This is a genomic window from Flavobacterium sp. UW10123 (assembly GCF_040538975.1).
GTDB lineage: Bacteria > Bacteroidota > Bacteroidia > Flavobacteriales > Flavobacteriaceae > Flavobacterium.
Genome location: NZ_JBEWQE010000002.1, coordinates 160,854 through 183,160 on the forward strand (window position 1 = coordinate 160,854; position 22,307 = coordinate 183,160).

At 34.1% G+C, this 22,307-nt stretch carries 16 protein-coding genes and 1 other RNA gene; 10 read left to right on the plus strand and 7 right to left on the minus strand.

Translation table 11 applies throughout. From position 1 onward, the window contains the following. Positions 1-299: 299 nt before the first annotated feature. The 7 genes from ABXT06_RS03025 to ABXT06_RS03055 all read left to right on the plus strand — a co-directional run bounded on the left by ABXT06_RS03025 (position 300) and on the right by ABXT06_RS03055 (position 9,131). Complete coding sequence (locus tag ABXT06_RS03025) at positions 300-1,643, plus strand: TolC family protein (RefSeq protein ID WP_354589415.1); 1,344 nt, start codon at positions 300-302, stop codon at positions 1,641-1,643. A gap of 11 nt (positions 1,644-1,654) precedes the next feature. Next, positions 1,655-2,719: an HlyD family secretion protein gene (locus ABXT06_RS03030; RefSeq protein ID WP_354589416.1), complete on the plus strand. Its 1,065-nt coding sequence runs from the start codon at positions 1,655-1,657 to the stop codon at positions 2,717-2,719. Between the two features lie 3 nt (positions 2,720-2,722). Further along, entirely contained in the window at positions 2,723-4,291 is a 1,569-nt protein-coding gene (locus tag ABXT06_RS03035; RefSeq protein ID WP_354589417.1) for an efflux MFS transporter permease, read from the plus strand. A gap of 225 nt (positions 4,292-4,516) precedes the next feature. Beyond that, positions 4,517-5,221, plus strand: coding sequence for an ion channel (locus ABXT06_RS03040; RefSeq protein ID WP_354589418.1), 705 nt, complete (start codon positions 4,517-4,519; stop codon positions 5,219-5,221). Positions 5,222-5,328: 107 nt separating this feature from the next. Further along, on the plus strand, positions 5,329-6,420 hold the full coding sequence (locus ABXT06_RS03045) for an AI-2E family transporter (protein WP_354589419.1): 1,092 nt from the start codon (positions 5,329-5,331) through the stop codon (positions 6,418-6,420). 266 nt (positions 6,421-6,686) lie between these two features. Beyond that, complete coding sequence (locus tag ABXT06_RS03050; protein ID WP_354589420.1) at positions 6,687-7,907, plus strand: DUF763 domain-containing protein; 1,221 nt, start codon at positions 6,687-6,689, stop codon at positions 7,905-7,907. Positions 7,908-7,952: 45 nt separating this feature from the next. Next, a complete protein-coding gene (locus ABXT06_RS03055; protein ID WP_354589421.1) occupies positions 7,953-9,131 on the plus strand; it encodes an MFS transporter in 1,179 nt (392 codons plus the stop codon). 13 nt (positions 9,132-9,144) lie between these two features. Here the strand turns inward: ABXT06_RS03055 and ABXT06_RS03060 are convergent, their stop codons facing one another. Both ABXT06_RS03060 and ABXT06_RS03065 read right to left on the minus strand, forming a co-directional pair. Continuing rightward, positions 9,145-9,609 carry a hypothetical protein gene (locus tag ABXT06_RS03060; RefSeq protein WP_354589422.1) on the minus strand — a complete coding sequence of 155 codons (465 nt, stop codon included), beginning with the start codon at positions 9,607-9,609 and terminating at the stop codon, positions 9,145-9,147. A gap of 11 nt (positions 9,610-9,620) precedes the next feature. Then, positions 9,621-9,911 (minus strand): hypothetical protein, encoded by a 291-nt coding sequence (locus ABXT06_RS03065; protein WP_354589423.1) that lies wholly within the window; start codon positions 9,909-9,911, stop codon positions 9,621-9,623. Positions 9,912-10,426: 515 nt separating this feature from the next. On the opposite strand from ABXT06_RS03065, the gene ABXT06_RS03070 reads away from it, so the two are divergent. Beyond that, on the plus strand, positions 10,427-13,912 hold the full coding sequence (locus ABXT06_RS03070; protein WP_354589424.1) for a patatin-like phospholipase family protein: 3,486 nt from the start codon (positions 10,427-10,429) through the stop codon (positions 13,910-13,912). Positions 13,913-13,986: 74 nt separating this feature from the next. On the opposite strand, the gene ssrA is transcribed toward ABXT06_RS03070, so the two are convergent. Both ssrA and ABXT06_RS03080 read right to left on the minus strand, forming a co-directional pair. Next, positions 13,987-14,384: a transfer-messenger RNA gene (gene ssrA, locus ABXT06_RS03075) on the minus strand. Positions 14,385-14,451: 67 nt separating this feature from the next. After that, positions 14,452-15,654, minus strand: coding sequence for a serine hydrolase domain-containing protein (locus tag ABXT06_RS03080; RefSeq protein WP_354589425.1), 1,203 nt, complete (start codon positions 15,652-15,654; stop codon positions 14,452-14,454). Between the two features lie 241 nt (positions 15,655-15,895). Between ABXT06_RS03080 and ABXT06_RS03085 the strand changes: the two genes are divergently transcribed. After that, on the plus strand, positions 15,896-17,098 hold the full coding sequence (locus ABXT06_RS03085) for an NAD(P)-dependent oxidoreductase (protein ID WP_354589426.1): 1,203 nt from the start codon (positions 15,896-15,898) through the stop codon (positions 17,096-17,098). 108 nt (positions 17,099-17,206) lie between these two features. Here the strand turns inward: ABXT06_RS03085 and fumC are convergent, their stop codons facing one another. Continuing rightward, the gene (gene fumC / locus ABXT06_RS03090; RefSeq protein ID WP_354589427.1) at positions 17,207-18,592 is read right to left on the minus strand and encodes a class II fumarate hydratase; all 1,386 of its coding nucleotides are present in this window, start codon (positions 18,590-18,592) and stop codon (positions 17,207-17,209) included. 340 nt (positions 18,593-18,932) lie between these two features. On the opposite strand from fumC, the gene ABXT06_RS03095 reads away from it, so the two are divergent. Continuing rightward, entirely contained in the window at positions 18,933-19,106 is a 174-nt protein-coding gene (locus tag ABXT06_RS03095) for a hypothetical protein (protein ID WP_111288649.1), read from the plus strand. Between the two features lie 213 nt (positions 19,107-19,319). Here ABXT06_RS03095 and ABXT06_RS03100 read toward each other — a convergent pair whose 3' ends face one another. Further along, positions 19,320-21,827 (minus strand): TonB-dependent receptor, encoded by a 2,508-nt coding sequence (locus ABXT06_RS03100; protein ID WP_354589428.1) that lies wholly within the window; start codon positions 21,825-21,827, stop codon positions 19,320-19,322. 91 nt (positions 21,828-21,918) lie between these two features. Continuing rightward, a complete protein-coding gene (arsC, locus tag ABXT06_RS03105) occupies positions 21,919-22,263 on the minus strand; it encodes an arsenate reductase (glutaredoxin) (protein WP_354589429.1) in 345 nt (114 codons plus the stop codon). Positions 22,264-22,307 lie beyond the last annotated feature (44 nt).

The window sequence follows — 22,307 nt, forward strand, 5'->3', positions numbered from 1 at the left end:
GATTTCTTTCTAAAATTGCAATGATCCATCTGATTGTTGCAATTTTTTTTGGTTTAAAATAAGCTTTAAACCATTCAAAATTGTTCCAATTTATAAAATGAAACAAATTTGAGTATTTGTACTATAAAGTGTTGAATAATAATTGTTTAAATTTATTGTCAGAATAATTATTGCAAAAAACAATTTCAGAGTTTACGCCGTGACTTTTTTTAAGAAAGATTTCAAGTTTTACCAAAAGGCTTGTTGAAGAATATTGATTACAGATTCCCAAAAATGAAAAATTAAATCAATATAATCGGATGTGTTATTGGCAATTTAGAGTTTTAAATTTAAAACATCTGACTCTTGTCTTATTGTGCTGCTGTAACTTCAATTTTGCACAGCAGGATACCAGCAGTCTTGCATCTGCAAAAAAAATAAGACTCGATGAAGCAATTTTATTAGGCATTAAAAATAACCGGCAATTAAAACTGGCAAATGCTGATTTGGCTATTGCCAACGAAAATGTTAGTCAGGCAAAAATTGCAAAAGCCCCAAGAATAAGCTTAAATGGCGGATACAATTATATTGGTGATCCTAAACTTTATGAAGGATTTTATGCCAGAAATGTTACGGTAGATTACTACGATCATCAAGCTTTTGCCAATATTATTTCTTCACTTCCAATTTACGCTGGAAATGCCATTAACACCAGAATTAATCAGCAGGAATTAATTAGTGAGATGCAGGAATCTGCGGTAAAAATGACTGAAGCCGATGTCAAAAATGCCATTACAGAACAGTATTTTACACTTGAGAAATTATATCGCCAGATTGAGGTTACGAAGCAGAATATTATCAATACCGATATTCGAATAAATCAGTTGAAATCGCGTGTGAAAAATGGTCAGAATCTAACAAGTGATCTTTTGAGAACTGAGTTGCAGCAGTCTAATTTTAAGGTTTCGGTTTTTAGAAGCACTAATACCATTCAGCTTATTAGCAATTATTTGGACATTTTAATCGGTTTTCCAACCAATACGATTCTGAAGCCTGAAGTGACAGAAAGTATGATTCCGACAGAAAATATGAATCTGCAGGAAAGTTTAGAAGAAGCTTTTGAGAATAGGGAAGAAATAAAACGAGCAGGAATAAGAATCAAGTTATCTGAATCCTCGCTGAGTTTAACCAAAAGCGGATTTAAACCCAACTTAAATGCAAACCTTATTCTGAATACAGAGTATCCGGCACAATGGCCGAATTATGTAAATATTCTCAATTACTGGGCAGCAGGAGTTTCTTTGAATTGGGATATTTCGAGTTTTTATAATTTGAAACATCGCATAAGCGGTGACAAACTGGAAATTGATAAAAGCAATATAGCTCTAGAAGTCACCAAAGATCAGATTACTACAGAAGTAAAAAATGCATTTGTCAGATATGCAGAAAGCAAAGAAAATATCAAAACCTACAAAAAAGATGTCGAGCTGTCGATGAGCAACTATAAAATTGTAAAAAGCCGATATGATAACGATTTTGCTTTAATCAGCGAGATTGTAGATGCAGAATTACAGTTAAACAATTCTCGAATTTCACTTGTAAACGCCAATTTAGATTTAATCATTCAATATTATTCACTTCAATATGCAATGGGCAAACTTTAAAATTTCTTGTTATGAGCGAAGCAGATACACAAAACGGAGCGGTTCAGAAAAGTGAAAAAAAGAGAAACACAATTCTCACAGTATTGTCTTTTGTTTTTTTAATTGCAGGAGGATTGTGGATTTTAAGTTTATTCTTTGATTTCAGCTCGTATGAAACTACAAATAATGCCCAAGTTGAAGCTTACATCAATAATGTTGCCGCACGTGCTACAGGGCATATAAAAGAAATACGATTTGAGTCCAATCAGCAGGTAAAAAAAGGAGATACGTTGGTTGTTTTAGATGACGAAGAATATATCATTAAAGTCAAACAAGCAGAAGCAGATTTGGCTATAGCTGAAGGAAATCTGCATTCACTACAGCAAAATATTACGACTTCGGTTTCTAATCAGGCTTCGGGAAAAGAAAAGCTGGCAGGAGATTTGGCAAGTTTAGAAAAAGCCCAAAAAGATTATCAGCGTTTCAAAAATATGTATGCCGATTCGGCCGTAACGCGAAATCAGTACGATCAGGTTATTTCTAAATTGAAATCGGAGGAAGCTTATGTTAAGGCGGGCAGAAAAGGTTTGGATGCCAGCAGCTCCATTACCAAACAAAGTTCGATTAATCTAGAAGCGGCCACTGCAACGGTAGCCAGAAAGAAAGCAGATCTTGATGCGGCAAAATTGCAACTGTCTTATACTGCGATTATGGCGCCAGCAGATGGTTTTGTTGGCGAACGAAATTTATCTATTGGAGAATTAATCAATGCCAACCAAACCATTGCGACAATTGTACTGACTGAAAAATTATGGATTTCAGCGAATTTTAAGGAGACTCAAATCGAGAAAATAAAACATGGACAAGAAGTGACCATCACGATTGATGCTTTGGACGGAAAAGAATTTAAGGGAAAAGTAGTCGGTTTTTCTCCAGCTACGGGAGCTAAATTCTCAATGGTAGAACCAGATAACTCTACTGGAAATTTTGTTAAAATCACACAGCGTATCCCAGTTAAAATTGAATTTGAAACTCCTGCAAAAGAGCTTCAGGAAGTTAGACCCGGAATGAATGTAACAGTTGACGTAAAAAAATAATAGATGTTTGCAGGAAAAAAAGGAAGCGTTTTTACACTGGCAGGATTGTATATCCTGACGATTCCTTTTTTTAACGGACTCAATGTTACGACTTATGATAATTCGCAGATATTAGGACATTTTGGACCTTCTACAACAGCTTTTAGCTATGCGGTTTACATTCCCATTTTTGTCATGCTGGCTTTTTTGCCTTTGGGATTAAAACTAGGAAAACAGATTAAAGTTCGTACCATGATTTTATCGGTTTCATTTTTGTCTCTGTTGTTTAATACAGCTTCCTTGTTTGCGCCAACTATTGCTTGGTTTGTTTTATGCCGATCTCTTTTGGCAATGGTTTCGGTTATCGGAATATTTGCTTCGATGGTGCCTATTTTATTAAAATACAATCCTGCTTTAAATATGGCTTTGATGTATGGCATTTTTCAGTTTATACAAAAAGGAAGCCAGCATTTGTATCAATACTTAGGAGCACATTTTGTGAGTTTTCATAATTGGACGTTTGGAATTTATTTCTTGAATGTCAATTTTTTAATCTGTATTCTTTTGGCTTGGTATTTTTATAAAGCCGATGTTGCTCCTCTAAAAACCAAATTTCAATTTGATTGGCGAGGCTGGATTATCTTGATTTTATTTTTTACGATAATTCTTTTTTTATGTGCCGAAGGACAGACAAGAAATTGGTTTAGCGATCCTAAAATAACGCTGGCTTTTGCAGTTTTATTTATTGTGGCAGGAATCTATCTGCTTCATGTTCGTTTTACGGAAGAACCATTAATAAATCCAGATGTTTACAAATTTAAGAATGTGATTCCAGGTGCATTTTTGATGTTTTATATCGGAATAATGAACGGCACAGGAAGTGTCGTAACAGGCTATATGACCAATATTTTAGGTTTTGATCCTGTTTTGGGAGCTGTCACACATCTTTCATTGCTGATTGGATTGTGTATCTCGATTCCGCTTTCGACTTATCTTTTATACAAACGCATTTATCTGGCTACGATTTGGGTGATTGGTTTTGCTTGCTACGGAATGTATCATATTATACTGTTTTTCAGATTTTATCCAGGAATCGATGCATCTGATTTTTATCTGCCATTAATTTTTAAAGGGTTAGGAATGGGGTTTCTTTTTCCTGTTTCGCTGCTTTACATTTCTGAGGGAATTCCTCCGTTTTTGAGCACATCACGCATGATGACGGGAATTATTGCTCAGGCTGTTTTTGCTTCTTTATTGGGAGGCGCTGTTTTAGGAACTTTTATTTCGAATATGAATGTACAGCATAAAACGGGTCTGAGTCAGCAGCTGAGTCCGATAAATAAACAAGCCGAAAATCAGTTGGAAAATTCGAAAAGACAATTTTTATACATGGGATTATCAAATGCCGAAGCGCAGAAAAAAGCTGAAAAGAGTCTTTCGAATCAAACCTCTCAAGCCTCAATATTATTGGCCTATAAAGATATCTATCTCGTTATGTCGGCTGTTTGTTTTCTGCCGATTTTCATTATTCTCCTTTTCAAACTTTGGCGAAGACCAATAGGAAGAGTAGAAGTAGAACCGATACCGATTTGAAGATGAAAGAAGCAAGAGTAAAGAAGTCAGAAAATAGAACATAGAAAATAGAAAATGGAACATAGAACATAGAACATAGAAAATAGAATTTTTCCCGAGGTTTCGGAATTGTAATTTGGGATTTAATATTTGGAATTTGCCTTTAGGTCTCAGGATTGGAATTTGGAATTTAGCCTTTGGAATTTAGTCCGTAGAATTAGGAATTTAATATTAGGAATTTATATTATGATAGTACAAAAAAGAAATTTTTTATATCGCATTTGGACTCAAGAGAAAGGACTCAGTGGTATGCTGATACTTTTGTTTATCATGCATTTTATTGTTATTCCGTTTTTTGGCAGTTATTCTCGTTTTATGGTAGCGGTCAATATATTTTGGATGCTATTTCTCTTTGCGGGAATTTTAGTGCTTTCAAAACATAAAAAACAAGCATTTCTTATTTCAATAATTCCATTTTTATTTATTGTAACACAATGGATTAATTATTCTGAACATAATATTTTTATCCTATTTGCCGATCTTATTCTTTCTATAGCGATCATGTTGCTTTTGATTTCATTGGTTTTAATAAAAGTTTTAGAGCCTGGCCCTGTAACCACTTATCGTATAGTGGGTTCAATAGTCGTTTATATGTTGTTAGTTCACTTTTGGTCTACACTTTATTTGTTTCTTTTTCAGCATATCGAAGGTTCTTTTCAAATAACAGAATCGAAGTTTACAAGCAATAGTGATCTGGCCAGTTTTATGTATTTCAGTTATATCTGTATCACGTCAACAGGTTTTGGCGAAATAGTGCCTCTCCATCCTTTGGCACGCTCTCTTGTCCAGATTGAGGTGCTTACAGGTGTTTTATATCCCGTTATTTTAATTGGAAGGCTTGTTTCAGATGCTAATTTTTCGAATAATAAGACTGAGAAGAAGCAAGATTAGAGAAGCAAGAGTAAGGGTTTAAAGAAATCATTTATCATTAACAATTCACAATTTACAACTCATAATTTACAACTCATAATTACCATTCACCATTAAAAACAATAACCATGAAAACAACTTATTCGAATAAAAAGAAAGAACTCTTTGATACAATTTTGCAGTTATTTTTCATATTTCTCCTTGTTGGGTTTTGTCTGAAATTGCTTTTGCCTTTTTTTATGCCTATTCTTTGGGCAGTAATACTGTCTGTTGTATTTTATCCATTGTTTAATTCATTGCAGAAAATATTAAAAGGACGAAAAACATTAGCATCGGTTGTCATTACTATTTTGATTATTGCCATTATGGTGCTGCCTCTTATTTATTTTCTGAAAGAAGCAACAGGAAATTTTTTAGAACTAAAAGATAGTTTTGAAGCTGGAACACTTAAAATTAGTCCGCCAGGAGCTTCTATAAAAGAATGGCCTATAATTGGGAAGCCTCTTTACGAGTTTTTACTTTCCATGTCAACAGATTTAGAACAGGGTGTTGTTAAATATCAAGATCAGATAAAAGAATTGTCGTCTAAAATCATGGCAAGTATTTTGAGTTCTGGCGCTGCATTTCTTCAGTTTATTTTATCGGTTATTATTGCTGGTGTTTTATTAGTATCGCCGGGCGGAAAAGCTTTCTTTATGAAATTCCTTAAAAAAATTGCTGGAAGCGAAGCCGAAGAAATTATGACGATTTCGGTTTCAACTATTTATCAAGTGGTGAAAGGGATTTTAGGCGTTGCTGTGATTCAGACTATTATTCAAGCCATCGGATTGTTTTGGGCCGATATTCCGTATGCTGGAATCTTGACGTTGATTTGTCTCATATTTTCTATTTTACAGATTGGACCAATTATAATTAATATTGGAGTTATTATTTATCTTTTCTCAACAGGAGATTCTGGTCATGCCGTTTTTTGGACGATATTTTTTATCATTAGCGGATTGTCAGATAATGTGCTAAAACCACTTCTATTAGGAAAAGGCGCTCTCGTGCCTATGCTTGTTATTTTCTTAGGTGTAATTGGTGGTTTCATCATGTCAGGTTTTATCGGATTATTTGTTGGGCCAATTGTATTTTCAATAGGATATAAATTATTTGTGGCTTGGCTTGATGACAACCCAGAACCTGTCGAAGAACCAGCGGACGATATCGAGATTGTTTAAATTGTTGATTGTTGATTGTTGATGGTTAGCTACGAATTGTCAATCGTTGATATGTTTTTGCATAGCCCAGTTTTAACTAGGGGTTTTCGGAATTGTCGATAGAGAAGGCTTTAGCCAAATTACAATCGAATTTTGTGCAAATTTTATGTATCTCCCCAAAGATGGAGGCAATTGATTATTTAGAAACTTTTACACTTGAATTAACAATTCACAATTTATAATTCACAATTAAATAAAGTATTTTTGCAGGATTATAATTCCAGCAAATGAAACGTTCAGGCACGGCAGATCTTCCTTTACATTATGGACATGTTCCATTATGGCTTGCTGAGCGAATGTCTAAGCTCGGGTTGGCCATTGTAGAAACTATTGCAATGGAATTTTCGACTTCTGAAGTAATCAGCAAATTAAGCAATCCGTTTTGGTTTCAGAGTTTTGGAGCCGTTATGGGAATGGATTGGCATTCATCTGGAATTACAACTTCGGTGCTTGGAGCTTTGAAAAAATCGGTTAATCCGCACTCCAAAGAACTTGGAATTTATATTTGTGGAGGCAAAGGAAAACATTCTATGGCCACACCGCAGGAGCTTTTATTTGTTGGAGAAAAAACTGGTCTAGACGGAATTAATCTTGCCAGCTGCAGCCGACTCACCGCAAAAGTTGATAATACCGCCATTCAGGACGGATTTCAGTTGTATCAGCATAATTTTATTGTTGATAATAAAGGGCAATGGGCTGTTATTCAGCAGGGAATGAATCCGAATTCTAGAACTGCCAGAAGATACCATTGGCATTCGCAAGATTTAAAGTCTTTTATTAATGAACCGCACACTTTTATTTATGGCGAAAATCAAGGCGCAATTTTAAATCTTACTGCAAATGCTGCTACAAAATCTCGCGAAGGTATTTTAGAATTGATAAAAGAAGAACCTGTTAAAATCATAAAAGAAATGCAACATCTTTCTATGCCCGCGCATCACGATGTGAGAATGGAAGATGTGAATATGAAAAGACTCGGTGCCATGCTTTGGGCTACTCACGAAAACAAACCAGAAGATTTTGAAGAATTACTGCTTTTAAAAGGAATGGGACCACGAGCTTTGCAGTCTTTAGCTTTGGTAAGCGAAATCATTTACGGAACTCCAACAAGATTTGATGATCCAGCTCGTTTTTCATTTGCTCATGGTGGAAAAGACGGACATCCGTTTCCTGTTCCCGTTAAAATCTATGATAAAACTATCGATACGCTTCAAAGAGCTATAAATCGTGCTAAAATCGGAAATAGCGATAAATTGAGTGCCATTCAAAAACTATCTGAGATTTCGCGGAGAGCAGAAGAAAGTTTTACGCCAAACTCCAATTTTGATGCGCTTGTTCAAAGAGAAAGAGAAGAATCGTACAAGTATGGCGGAAAAACCGTTTTTGACGATGCAAAACCTCCTAAAAAGAAACCCATAAACCCAAACAATCAGCTGGAATTATTCTAAAAATTATAATTTTCTATCAGCCTTTAGTTATATAAAAATCCAATAATGTCACAAAACGAAAAATCAATTTATACTTTACAGTTCATTTTACTTTGCTTGAGTTCTTTATTATTTTCATCAAGTTTTAATATGATGATTCCTGAACTTCCTAATTACTTAAGCAGTTTAGGAGGAGCAGAATACAAAGGACTTATTATCTCATTATTTACATTAACAGCTGCAATTTCGCGTCCGTTTAGCGGAAAGCTTACCGATAAATGGGGGCGTGTTCCCGTTATGGCAATTGGTTCTTCGGTTTGTGTAATATGCGGATTTTTGTATCCTATTTTAAGTTCTGTTTCAGGATTTTTGTTACTGCGTTTGGTGCATGGTTTTTCTACAGGATTTAAACCAACCTCGACATCGGCTTATGTGGCAGATATTATTCCACAGCATAGATGGGGAGAAGCGTTAGGAATGCATGGATTGTGTTTTAGTATTGGAGGAGCACTTGGACCAGCCTTGGGAAGTATGATTGTCAATAATTTCGGAATTAATGTAATGTTTTACTGTTCGTCTTTTCTAGCTTTCTTTTCTATTATTATTGTAATGAATATGAAAGAAACTCTTGCTACAAAAGAAAAGTTGAACAGATCAATGTTTATTATTGGCCGAAAAGATATTGTAGACAAAAATGTATTTCCTGCAGGAATTATTACTTTTCTTTCTTATACAGCTTTCGGGCTTATTCTAACTTTAATTCCAGATTGGAGCGAGCATTTGGGAGCGACAAATAAAGGTATATTTTTTACGGCCTTTACGGTAGCTTCGGTTATGGTTCGTTTTGGTGCAGGAAAAGTTTCCGATAGATATGGCCGACCAAAAGTGATAATGGCAGGATTAATTATAACTTCGATTGCTCTTTTTGTAATAAGTTCAGGAAGAGATATCGAGATGTTATTGATTGGAGCCGGAATTTACGGAGTCGGTACCGGTATTTTGTCGCCAGCAATTAGTGCATGGACGATTGATATGAGTAATCCTGAGCATAGAGGAAAAGCTGTGGCAACTATGTATATTTCTATGGAACTCGGAATCGGTTTGGGAGCTCTTTTAGGCGGAACTTATTATAACGATCAAATCAACCGCATACCACAAATCATTAGATTTGACATTCTCGTGCTAATTCTAGGAATTGTATATCTTACTTATTGGGCAAAAAATAGAAAGAGAATTAAAGCATAATTTTAACAATGCATTATTTTTTCTGAATATTTAGTTGCACTTTAAAATTTCCATAATAAGGATTATCAGCCATTAAAGAATGTCCGATTATTAAAATATGAGTTCCTTTTTGTTGAAGCGGAATTTTCAAGTCCATTCCAAAAGGGCCTTCTGAGGTTTTATCAGGAAAAATAATTTGATTAAAACGAATGTTTCCTTTTCCTGCATCTGGAATAATCTGAGCTTTTAATTCGCCCAAATCTTCATTTTTAAATTGAACATATACTTTTGAATAGAGAGAATCTAAATGGCCTTCTGCTAAAAACGCATTTTCTTCATTCTTAAAATTCATAGCAATAGTGTCGCCAATTTGTTTATTCTCTTGCTTTTTTTCTTTTTGAACAACGGGCGTTGGTGATTCAGCAGAAGCTTTTTTGTTTTCCTTCTGCTGACATGAAAAAAAGAAAATTGAAATTAGAAGTAGAGAAAAATTTTTCATAATAGTATTTTTTAGCTTAACATTTCAAAACTTCCAGGTTCTTCTTCATTCTCATCGTATTCGCCTGCGGGTTTTTCATTTAAATCTTCCTCTTCTTCCCAGTCATTTTCATCATACTCTGAATGAAAATCATATTCAAGATTATCTTCCAATTCTCCAAGCTCTAGATTGTAATGGTTAGAAGCGGACAGCTTATTGATATAATCGCCGTCTAGATAATCATCATAATTTAGTAATAGCTGTTCTTCATAAGAATTCATTTCAAATCCAAATTCTTCTGATGTGTAATTTTCTGATCTCATAATTAATAAATTTTAAAGTAATTAGATCTAACTTCAATTAGATTATTCTAAAATTACATTGTAAGACGGCTCACTGTTTTATATAATTTTCTCATAGTGTTGTCAAATTTTCATCTGAGAGGAAAATTAGGTCGAAAACAAGGCAAAAGTGTTTTTTTCTTTTAATTTATTTTGAGTTTTATTGTTTAAGATTTTTTTTAGGTTTAATGTGTTGAAAAACAGGTAATTGTACTTATTTGTTTTTTAAATATTAAAATTAAATTTGTCTTATAAATCTAAGATTCCTTACAAGCCCACTTCCTGCATTTTTAGAAAAATATGAGTAGAACAACTCCAATGTTTTATGCTAATATTCGAAAAGACATTTTTAAGTTATAAAATATCATTGTCGAGCATTTTTTGCGATATGCAATTAGCATATTCTTATATCAATTATAGGGTTAGAAAAAAGCATTGAAAATTACTTAGATATTCCTTGATACCTAATTTGACAGATTCTAAAAACAAAAATAGCCATGGATATAGTAACAGATCTTACAGCAGAAGCGGTTTCTTATATCACCTTATTTCAAGATATTTTAAAAAGCCAGCCCAAAGTAGTTGTATCGAACAATTTGAATAATAATACAGAGTGGAAATCACTTAATGTAGGTAATTTGCTCATTGATAATTTAACTCCTAATCAAAAAGAGAAAATTAGAGATTTGGTCTGGCATAGCCCTACAAAAGCAAACACTAAAGATCTTGCTCGAATATATTTTAAGAGGACCGTTTCGCTTTTGGATTGGCTTTCTGAAAATATATTAATAGGTAAAAAAAAGATGGATCTATTATCTGCGGAGGGAACATCGGATCTAATTTTGTTTAAACCGCCATTTTTTTGGAGGGAGAAAATAAGGCACATTTTATATAAGGAGTCAGACAAACGTCTTGAACTAGTTGAATTATTAGAATATATGCCAGTACAGGTAATTTTGGCTATAACATTAAAAAAAGAGAAAGATTATACGATAAGACTTTATCAATTTTATATAAAGAAAATAGTCGAAAAGGAATCAGAAACGGTGGTGACTTTTAATGATCATGATCTACTGACTAGGGAAGATAAGGATACACATGCTGTGTTTTGGAAGAGTGAAGAGGCGGAGTTTGCTCAATCATACCTCAAAAATGACCAAGAATTGCTCAAAAAATTAATAAAAAACGGATGTTCACTTCCTTTTGAAACACTCTTTAGAGATGAGTTAATAGAAATTTCTAGGGCACGAAAAGCAAGGGATAAAGAATTAAATCTAGCTTCGGTAAGCAATGATTATAATAGTGAAACCTTAGCATCTCATTCTATTAAAGCAGAGCAAGTTTTTGATGCTGTGGGAGAAGCAAGCGAAATGAAACTTATGGGACTTGCCTTTTCAGGAGGTGGAATCAGATCCGCAACTTTTAATCTGGGAATTCTACAACGTTTGGCAGCATTAAATGCGCTTCACAGATTTGATTATATCTCAACTGTATCTGGTGGTGGTTATATTGGAACTTGGTTTAATTCATGGGTAAAGAGATCAGGTTCTTTTAGCAAAATTAATGACCGTCTTTCTCCTGATAAATCTGGTGATCCGTTGGCCGATGAAGTTCGTCCAATACGATGGCTCAGAATGTTCAGCAATTATTTATCTCCGAATGTTGGAATAATGTCTCCAGACGCATGGACTTCTGGCATGACTTGGGTACGCAATACAATGATTAATCAGACTGTATTGTTACTTACATTATTGACTATTTTATCTTTCATCTATACTATTTATTCCTTTTGGGATTGGGTTAGAGAAAGTATAACGCAACAAAGTATTTTATGTGTTTCTATTTGGAGCAGTATCATACTAATAATAGGTTCTCTCATTGTTGCAATTCCAATGCGAACTTTTTATAGTGATGAAGAAAAAGAATCGCATAAAGTATGGTTAATAAATTTAAGGAAATCAATAATAAATTTTACGAGAAAATTTAAGCTAGGAACTTTTATTCCTAATATAATTCTGATTTGGGGTGGATTTAGTGCATTAATAATTAGTACTTATTTTGCGGCATATAATCCAAATTTTATTGGAAATGATAAATTTTGGTTTATAGGTTTAGTTTTTTGTGCGGCATTTTCAGGTTTTATCTGGGTAGCTGTTTGGGGTAATTACCATAAAAGATGGGATCTTATGAAAAGAGGAGTAGGAAATGTTACGCCAAAAGAAGAGAAAAATGATTCCGTTAAAGATGAAATTCAAGAATCTAAAAAAATATTTGAGAAAAAAGTTGGTTGGGCAATTGCTTTATCTTCTCTTGTAGCATCGGCGGTGTTAGTATTTCTTTTGATAGTTTTTTGGTCCAATACAAGTAGTATTTGCAATATGGTGATTGATCATTATTCCAATCCTTATAAAGTGTTTTTTGTTATTGGTATTCCTTGTATCCTTGAAATATTTTCGATTACTGTGATTATTAGAATGGCACTTATGGGGAATCTTTTTCCAGATTATAGAAGAGAATGGTGGGGTAGAATAGGCGGTTTGGTTCATCGTTTCATACTTTTTTGGATTATCATAAGTTTTGCTTCTTTGATTATGCCTGATCTATGGGGGAAATATTCAAGCAATTTGGACGGTTTTGATTGGAAAAGTTTAACAGGTTGGACAGGTTGGGCTGGATTTATTGGATGGGGAATGAAAAAAGCTTTTGAAGCTACAGAGGAAAATGATAGCAAAAAGAAAAGCTACATAAATATTTTGCTTAAAGTCGTTCCTTTTGTTTTTATGGTAGGAGTTCTGTTGATAGGTTCTTGGATTTTAGACAAAATAGAAGAATTTAATTTTTTCCCGAATATAAAAGAGGACTGGGCTAAATTTGGTTGTATTACAATAAGTTTATTAATTATTACATTATTAGTAAGTTGGCGTGTAGGTGTTAATGAATTTTCATTGCATCATTTTTATAGAAATAGACTCATTAGAGCTTTTATGGGGGCAACACGAAGCAGGGAAGAAAGAATAAAGACAGCAAATGCATTTACGGGATTTGATGCTTATGATGATGTTCTGTTGTCCTCAATGACTGTTAAGGATGGTTATTTTGGACCGCTTCCACTTATAAATGCTACACTCAATGCTACTGTAGTTTTTGCTTTAGATAGACAGGATCGTAAGGGAGAATCATTTGTTTTTTCTCCATTATATTGTGGCTATGATTTTAGTCCGACGCGTTCTTCGACTTATAATGTAGATCGAATATATGAGTACGGATACAGACCAACAAATAAGTTTTCCAATAAAAATGGCGGGCCAACTATGGGAACTGCAATGGCAATATCGGGCGCTGCAGTTAACCCAAATTGGGGATATCATTCTTCTTCTACCATGGCTTTTTTACTTACGCTTTTTAATCTGCGTTTAGGCTGGTGGATTGGTAATCCGAGACTCGCTAAATGGAAGAATCCCGATCCAGTATTTGGCTTATTGTATTTAATGCGAGATCTTATTGGTAAGTCAGATATTAATATGAAGTATGTTTGTCTTTCCGATGGAGGTCATTTTGACAATACAGGTCTATATGAACTTATAAGAAGACGTTGTCAGTATATTTTATTGGGTGACGCGGAACAGGATAATAAAGGAACTTGCGAAGGGCTTGCAAACGCCATAAGAAGATGCCGTATAGATTTCGGAGTTGAAATTGATATTCCAATTGATGATATTATTAAAAGAAAGAGTCATATAGTCAAAGGAACTATCAAGTATCCGGGCGATAAAATAAATGTTGGAACACTCGTATATATCAAAACTGTAGTGACAGGAGAGGAACCAGCTGATATTAGGGAATATGCTTTGGCTAATCCAGATTTCCCGCAACAATCAACAGGAGATCAATTTTTTGATGAAGCACAGTTTGAGAGTTACCGCAAGTTAGGCTATTATTCAATTAAAGATATAGGCGAATTACATTTGCCTTTGATACTGTGAAGTATGTTTGTATAATAGAATTTATTATTTTTAAGTATAAAAAAAGCCTGTAAACAAATAGTTTACAGGCTTTTTTGTGGAGTCGCCGGGAATCGAACCCGGGTCCAAACAAGCAACTAAAGAGCTTTCTACACGCTTATTTCCTGATTGGATTTTCGATGTTGAGCTAGGCCAGAAACAACCACCCAACACTTATCTTCTTAATTTTCGAAATCCACCCGAAGCTCATGGAAATCTAGGTTTATTTTTACGGTTCCCCTGAACGGAACGCCACAAACCAAGGCTTTCCAGGAGAATCCAGCTTCTCTACCTTGTAGAGACGTGGCGCAATCGTACTATGATTCGGATTATGCAGCTAAAGCGTAATTATTTTCGCCGTGTAAAAGTTCGAGATCTTATATTTACGAGCAAGGTCTCAATGCTCGACGTGCTTACTGTTCAATTCGACTTGCTGTCAAAACCAGTCGACCCCAAAAAATAAGTCTGCAAATTTAGAGTATTTGAAATTACTTTCTGCTAAAATTTTCAGAAAAATTTTGTTATTCTTCGTCTTTAAAATTAAAAGGGTAATCTCCAAAGATTGGAGCCAGTTTGCGAACTGCATAAGTGTTTCTGGTCATCTTATTAGATAACGCAATAATCGTAACTCCTTCTTTCATCAAAGTAATATAAGATGAGGTGTTTCCGTGCCACCAGCCATTATGGAAATAGAAATTTTGTCCAGTTTCCCAATTAATCATTCTAATTCCAAGGCCATAATTCTTAGTTCCTTTGCGTTCGTTGCTGTAACCAGTATAAACTTGTTTTAGCAATTCAGGTTTTAAAAAATCTGGCGATTGTCTTGCACGGTCAAATTTTAAAAGGTCTCTTGCTGTAGAAAAAACATTTTTATCGCCATAAACATTGTCTAGGTAATCAAAACCAATTTCTACACCATTACCTTTATAAGAAGGAACAATTTTTTTTCTGTCTTTATCATCATCAAAAACATAGGTATTTTTCATTCCAAGAGGTTTGAAAATCATTTCAGACATTGCTTCTTTATAACTTAAGCCCGTTATTTTTTCGATAATCAGAGCCAGCATTGCATAATTGGTATTGCAATAACTAAAACGTGTTCCAGTTCTAGATTCTAAACCAATATCTTTTGTTGCTAAAATATCTAAAATATCTTTATTGGTTAATTGATTATGTCTGTCCCAAATAGATTTGTCGCGATCTGTGAAATAAGCATAATTACGCATTCCTGTACGATGATCCAATAACATTCTAATGGTGCATTCTTCGTAAGGGAAAGTCTTTAAAATAGTATTTACTTTTTGGTCTAAGTCAATTTTGCCTGCGTTTACCAGTTTTAAAACTGCTGTAGCAGTTAACACTTTACTCACAGAAGCAATTTGTACAGGTGTCTCAGGAGTTATTTCGGTTCCTTCATTTTTATTGGCAAAACCGTTATATTTTTCAAATAAAATCTGTCCATTTTTGGCTACTAAGAAGCTTCCATTCATGGTATTATTTGGCCAATTTTTGTTATAAAAGTGATTTATTCTGCCTACAACCGAGTTTTTATAAGCCTGTGAAACTTTTGGTTCAGCTCCTAACGGCTTCATTTTAGGTAAGGTATCTTCGACTGTTTGGGTTGTATCTGTTGCTGTTGTTTTGTTTTGACCACATGAACTTAAAACAAGCATTGAAAAAAGTATTTGTGGTATCTTTGTCTTTTTAAGGAAAATCATTTGCATCGTTCTTTAAAAACAAATATATCGAATTCAATTTTGTTGTATTCTTGGTTCTGAGGCTTTATTTTGTGTTTTTTAACTTTTTTTTAAGAAATATAAATTTTAGTCAGTTGTTTTTCAGCTTGTAACAGTTTTAAATCATTGTAAAAAGAATTTTTGAAACAAAACTTTAACTAAATTTGTTATATTTGAAACAAATATGTTTTAAAAAGTTATATTATTAAAAACTAAAAAACCACATTAAATGAAATTTGGAATCATAAAAGAGAGAAAAAACCCGCCAGATAGAAGAGTCGTATTTTCTCCAAATGAATTGACAAGATTAAAGCAACTTTATCATGATGCCTCTGTAAAAGTTGAAAGTTCAGATATCAGGATATTTTCTGATGATGATTATAAAAATATGGGAATTACCGTTACTGACGACGTATCCGATTGCGATGTTTTATTTGGTGTAAAAGAAGTTCCTGTCGACAATTTGATTCCAAACAAAGCTTATTTCTTTTTTTCTCATACAATTAAAAAACAGCCTCATAACAGAAAATTACTTCAGGCTATTTTAGAAAAAAATATTGATTTATACGATCATGAGACAATTGTAAACGAACATGATCATCGTTTAATTGGTTTCGGAAAATATGCTGGAATGGTTGGAGTTTATAACGGAATTCGCGCATTCGGGATTAAATTCGAATTGTTTAAACTTCCGAAAGCGGAATCACTTTCAGGAAAAGAAGATTTAATTAAGCATTTGAAACGCATTACCATGCCAGCTCTAAAATTTGTTGTTACAGGAACAGGAAAGGTTGGGAGTGGAGCAAAAGAAATTTTGGATGCTATAAAAGTGAAAGAAATTACGATTGATAATTATTTGACAAAAAAATATGCTCAGGCAGTTTATGTGCAGTTGGATGTTTTAGAATATAACAAAAGAAAAGACGGCCAGGTTTTAGATTTTACAGATTTTGTGAATCATCCAGAAGAATATGAATCTGATTTTGAAAGATTTACAAAAGTTTCTGATATTTATTTTGCAGGACACTTTTATGCCAATAATGCGCCAATGATTTTAACAAAAGAAATGCTGAATGCAAGCGATTGTAAATTGAAAGTTGTGGCCGATATTTCTTGTGATGTTAATGGGCCAATTGCTTGTACAATACGTTCTTCAACAATCGAAGACCCGTTGTATGGTTATTTTCCATTAGAAGATAGGGAGGTAGATTTCTTTCATCCAGCGGCTGTTGCAGTTATGGCTGTAGATAATTTGCCTTGCGAAATTCCAAAAGATGCCAGCGAAGGTTTCGGAGAGCAATTTATGGAACACGTAATTCCAGCTTTTTTCAACGGAGATAAAGACGGAATCTTAAAACGCGCCAAAATCACAGAAAACGGAAAATTGACTGAAAGATTCAGTTATTTGCAAGACTACGTGAATAATGGTTAATTATTAATTATAAATGGTTAATGAAAAAGAGCTTTCCAATTTTAGAAAGCTCTTTTTTATTCGTATCGATGAGAATTAACAATTGATAATTCACAATTAACCATTAAATTATACCATATCCGCCGGTTTCACCCAAGCGTCAAAATCTTCTGGGGTTACATAACCTAAACGAACGGCTTCTTCTTTTAAAGTAGTTCCGTTTTTATGTGCAGTTTGAGCGATTTCTGCAGCTTTATAATATCCAATTTTAGTATTTAAAGCTGTTACCAGCATAAGTGAATTATCTACCAATTCTTTGATGCGTTTATGATTTGGCTCGATTCCTTGGGCGCAATGTTCATCGAAAGAAACACAAGCATCGCCCAGCAATTGTGCTGATTGTAAAAAGTTGGCTGCCATTACAGGTTTAAAAACATTCAATTCATAATGTCCTTGCATACCACCAACAGCAATTGCCATATCGTTTCCGATAACTTGAGCACAAACCATGGTTAAAGCTTCACATTGCGTTGGGTTTACTTTTCCAGGCATGATAGAAGATCCTGGCTCGTTTTCAGGAATATGAATTTCGCCAATTCCAGAACGTGGGCCAGAAGCAAGCATTCTAACGTCATTAGCAATTTTATTTAATGAAACGGCCAGTTGTTTTAAAGCTCCATGTGTTTCTACGATGGCATCGTGTGCGGCAAGCGCTTCAAATTTGTTTTCAGCAGTTATGAAAGGATGTTTTGTGAATTTTGCGATGTATTCTGCGACTTTTACGTCGTAACCTTTTGGAGTGTTTAGTCCAGTTCCGACAGCAGTTCCTCCAAGAGCGATTTCAGATAAATGTGCTAAAGTATTTTTTAATGCTTTTATTCCGAAGGCTAATTGTGCTGCGTAGCCTGAAATTTCCTGACCAAGTGTCAATGGAGTTGCGTCCATTAAATGTGTTCTTCCGATTTTGACAACGTCTTTGTATTCAGCTGCTTTTTTCGCTAAAGTCGCATGGAGTTTTTCGACCCCTGGAATTGTCGTTTCGACAACCATTTTGTAAGCTGCAATGTGCATTCCAGTTGGAAAAGTATCGTTTGAAGATTGTGATTTATTTACATCGTCATTAGCTTTTATGAATTGTTCGCCTTCTCCAATTTCAAAGCCTTTAAGAACTTGAGCACGGTTGGCGATTACTTCGTTTACATTCATGTTGCTTTGCGTTCCAGAACCCGTCTGCCAGATTACAAGCGGAAATTGATCGTCCAGTTTGCCTTCAAGGATTTCGTCGCAAACCGTTGCAATGGCATCTCTTTTTTCAATTGGCAGAACGCCTAAATCATAATTAGCGTAAGCTGCAGCTTTTTTAAGATAGGCGAAACCTTCAATGATTTCTTTTGGCATTGATGCTGCTGATCCGATTTTGAAATTATTTCTGGAGCGTTCTGTTTGTGCACCCCAATATTTATCGGCTGGGACTTGAACTTCTCCCATGGTGTCTTTTTCTATTCTATATTTCATTGTGTAGTATGTAAAATGTTATTTGTAAAATGTGAAATGTCTAAATATGAAATGAAAAGTTTCTTTTGGAAATGAGTCTTTTAGCCCTGATGGGAGCGGTATCCTTTTTGTTTTTTCTTTAAAAACAAAAAGATATAGCGGACAGCAGGAAATAGCTCCTGAAAATTATTATAATTGTCTGAGCTCTTTATTTAAAAGGATTTCAAGTTCTAAAAAAGCTTATTTAAAATGAGTATAAATATACGGATAAATGTTATTTAACGAAAATTGATTTAGTTTTTATTGCTGAGAAAAAATATATACGCTACATTTGTCGTAACATTCAAAAATTCCGGAAAACATGTTTGAATTTTCACAGTATTTAGGCTTTTTACTTTTCTTAACCATACTAACTATAGGGTTTTGGTTAATGTTTTTCTTAGTTGGTTTCGTATCTTACTGGGTTACGGGTGCTAGCTGGGAAATGATCAAAGAAAAAAGAGCCAGAAAAAGACAAGAAGAACAATCTATTTAATTTTAGATTGATGTCATAAGAAAAGAACCCAAAAGGGTTCTTTTTTTTTTGCTCAAAAAAGTAAATGCTAATATCAAAAAATCCAAATTTCTATAACTAACATTTGGAACTTTGACAAAACTACACAGTTTAGAAAAAGCTGGAAATAAAAAATTCCAAATCCCAATTGTAAAATTGGAATTTGGAATTTTTGATATTGGGATTTAAAAGGTTTTATCCAGGAAAATCTCCACCGCCTTCTCCACCGCCATCGTTTCTTGGCTGTACATTTTTATCTCTCTCACTCTTTGGTTTGTTGAAACGATAAGTGAATGATAAATTGAACTGACGTTTACGGAATTGAAATTCACTATATGAATTTACATCATCTAAATAAGTGTAAGATCTCATTTTTCGTGAATTGAATACGTCGCTAATGTTGAAAGCAATGGTTCCCTTGTCTTTCATAACATCTTTACTGAAAGCGGTATTCATTCCGAATTGGCCTAAGTTTTTACCTTGAGCTGTTTTTTGCTCTCCGTTATACATTGCTGTCAATTGCCAATCAATTTTATATGGTAATGTAACTTTAGAGTTTACTCTTGCAAACCAAGAAGTAGCCTGATTGTCTAAATCTTGAACAATCTCTTTTCCTTGCGTATCTGTATAGCTGTGTTCTCCAGTTGTTTTTACGTTGAAAAAGTTGAAGTTGCTGTTTAATTTCCACCATTTGTATGGAGTGTAATTAAATGTAAATTCGAAACCAAATTTTTGCTCTTTTCCTAAGTTAATAGGTTGACTTTTAATTATTGGCGTACCCACGACTGTCTCGCCTGGAGCAGGTGTTACCACTTCGCCATCTGGAGTTACCACATCTCCTGTAGGAGATCTTACAAAACTGAAAACATCTTTTGTGTCTTCAAAATATGCCGATGTATTGAAGGTTACTTTATCCCATTTTTTGATGTAGCCAATATCATATTTATCAGTTAAAGAAGGGTCTAAGTCTGGATTTCCTTGGAAGATGTTAACGTTACTAGCATAGTTAACTGCTGGATTCATGAAACGTCCTCTTGGTCTAGATAAACGTTTACTATAGCTTGCAGAAAAGTTGCTTTGATCTGAGATTTCGTAACTAACAAAAGCACTTGGAAACAAGTTGTTATATTTCTTAGTATTGAAAACACTGTTGTCTAATAAGTTAACGTGAATATCTGTATCTTCCCATCTTAAGCCAAATAAATAAGAGAATTTATTTACTTTGAAGCCATATTGCGTGTAAAGCGCGTTGATGTTTTCTTTGTACTCTAATGTATTAGATAAATTAGGGTTTTTTATAGAAACACCATCTACTAAAGTAGCAACATAGTATTCATTATTTAAATCTCCGAAGCTTCCTTTATATCCTGCTTCAAATTGACCTCCTTTTCCTAATGGAAGGACATAATCTGCTTGAAGTAATACTTGTTTTTGTATTTGGTCGTTTAATGTATTATTGAAATTTGGTGAAGCTGTAATGGTGCTATAGCTGTCATCTGTATTTCTTGAAATAGAAAGATCTGCAGTAAGTTTATGCCCTTTATCGTTGAAATTTTTAATTAAGTTCGAAGTATACTCAAAGTTTTCACTTCCAGTATCTGCATCGTTTAAACGGTATGATGTTCCAGTATAAACACGATTGGCATCATAATTATAGTAATTGATCAAATCTCTGTCGTCTCCGGTATTTTTTTGGTAATTGATGGCATTTGTCCAGAATGTAGATGGGGTTATTGTCCATTCTACACCAGCTCTTCCATTAAAGCCGTTTCTGATACGTTTTGTATCACGATCTTCATCTAAGAAACTTTTTGTTGTACCATCTGGATTTAAATATTCAGAATTTGTTTGTCCAGCACCTTCTGTTGTTCTGTAGTTATAGCCAGCAGTTGTAAAATAGTTTAATTTTTCGGTTTTATAATTTAAGTTGGCACTTAAACCATAAGTTTCTGGTAAACCTGTTGAAGCAATAAAAGTTCCGTTGAAACCTTGGTTTTTTCCTTTTTTAAGAATTATATTAATGATTCCAGAACCACCTTCTGCATCATAACGCGCTGATGGATTTGTTATTACTTCAACTTTGTCGATTGCATCAGCAGGAAGCTGTCTTAAAGCTTCAGCCATGTTTATGGCTTGAGAAGGTCTTCCGTCAATTAAAATACGAATGTTGTCGCTTCCTCTTAAACTTACATTTCCTTCAGTATCAACAGAAACAGACGGAACGTTGTCTAAAACATCGCTAACGCTTCCGCCTTTTACAATCATATCCTGACCAACATTGTAAACTTTTTTGTCTAGTTTAATTTCAACTGTCGATTTTTCAGCACGAACTACTACTTCGTTTAATTGTGCAGCATCTTCAGATAGGTTTACAACACCTAAATTAGTGTCATCTTGAATGCTTTTTTGCTTAATTTCAGTCGATTTGAATGAAATAAACTCCACTTTTATATCGTAAGTTCCAGGCGAAACCGCTACTTCAAATTCTCCTTTTGGGTTTGTGATGCCACCAGCAACAACTTTTGTGTCATTTGGTTTGGTAAGCGAAATTGTGGCGTATTCTAATGGTTGTTTGCTTACTTTCTCAAAGACTTTTCCGGTGACTTTTACTTTGTTTTTGCCTCCTGGGCCTCCTTGTTGTGAGTAATTGTAAAAACTTGTAAACAAGAATACAAGCAATACAGCAAATTTGATTTTTTTCATTTTCTGGTTTTCTTTTTCTCTTTAGACGGCAAATGTAGTTTTTGGTTTAAAGAGAGAAATCACAAAAAAATGTTAATGGAATATTTTAGAATCAATCTAAAAAAGAAGCAACAAGTTCTGGGTCTCTGCCAATTATAGCTTTTCCGTCTTTTACAACAATAGGACGCTCGATTAAAATAGGATTTTCTACCATTGCATTAATAATTTCGTCATTACTTAGGGTTTTGCCTTTAAAGTTTTCGATCCAGATTTTTTCTTTGGTTCTGATAAGTTGTAATGGTTCAAGATTTAGCTGGTCTAATAGTGTCTTTAGCTGACTAAAAGTTGGAGTTTCGGTTAAATAAGGTATAATTTCGAAATCTTGTTTAGATTGTTCAATAAAAGCAAGGCAATTTCTGGATTTTCCGCATCTCGGATTGTGGTAAATTTGTATCATTTTGTTATATTTAAATGTTTAATACTCGTACAATAAAAAAGGAG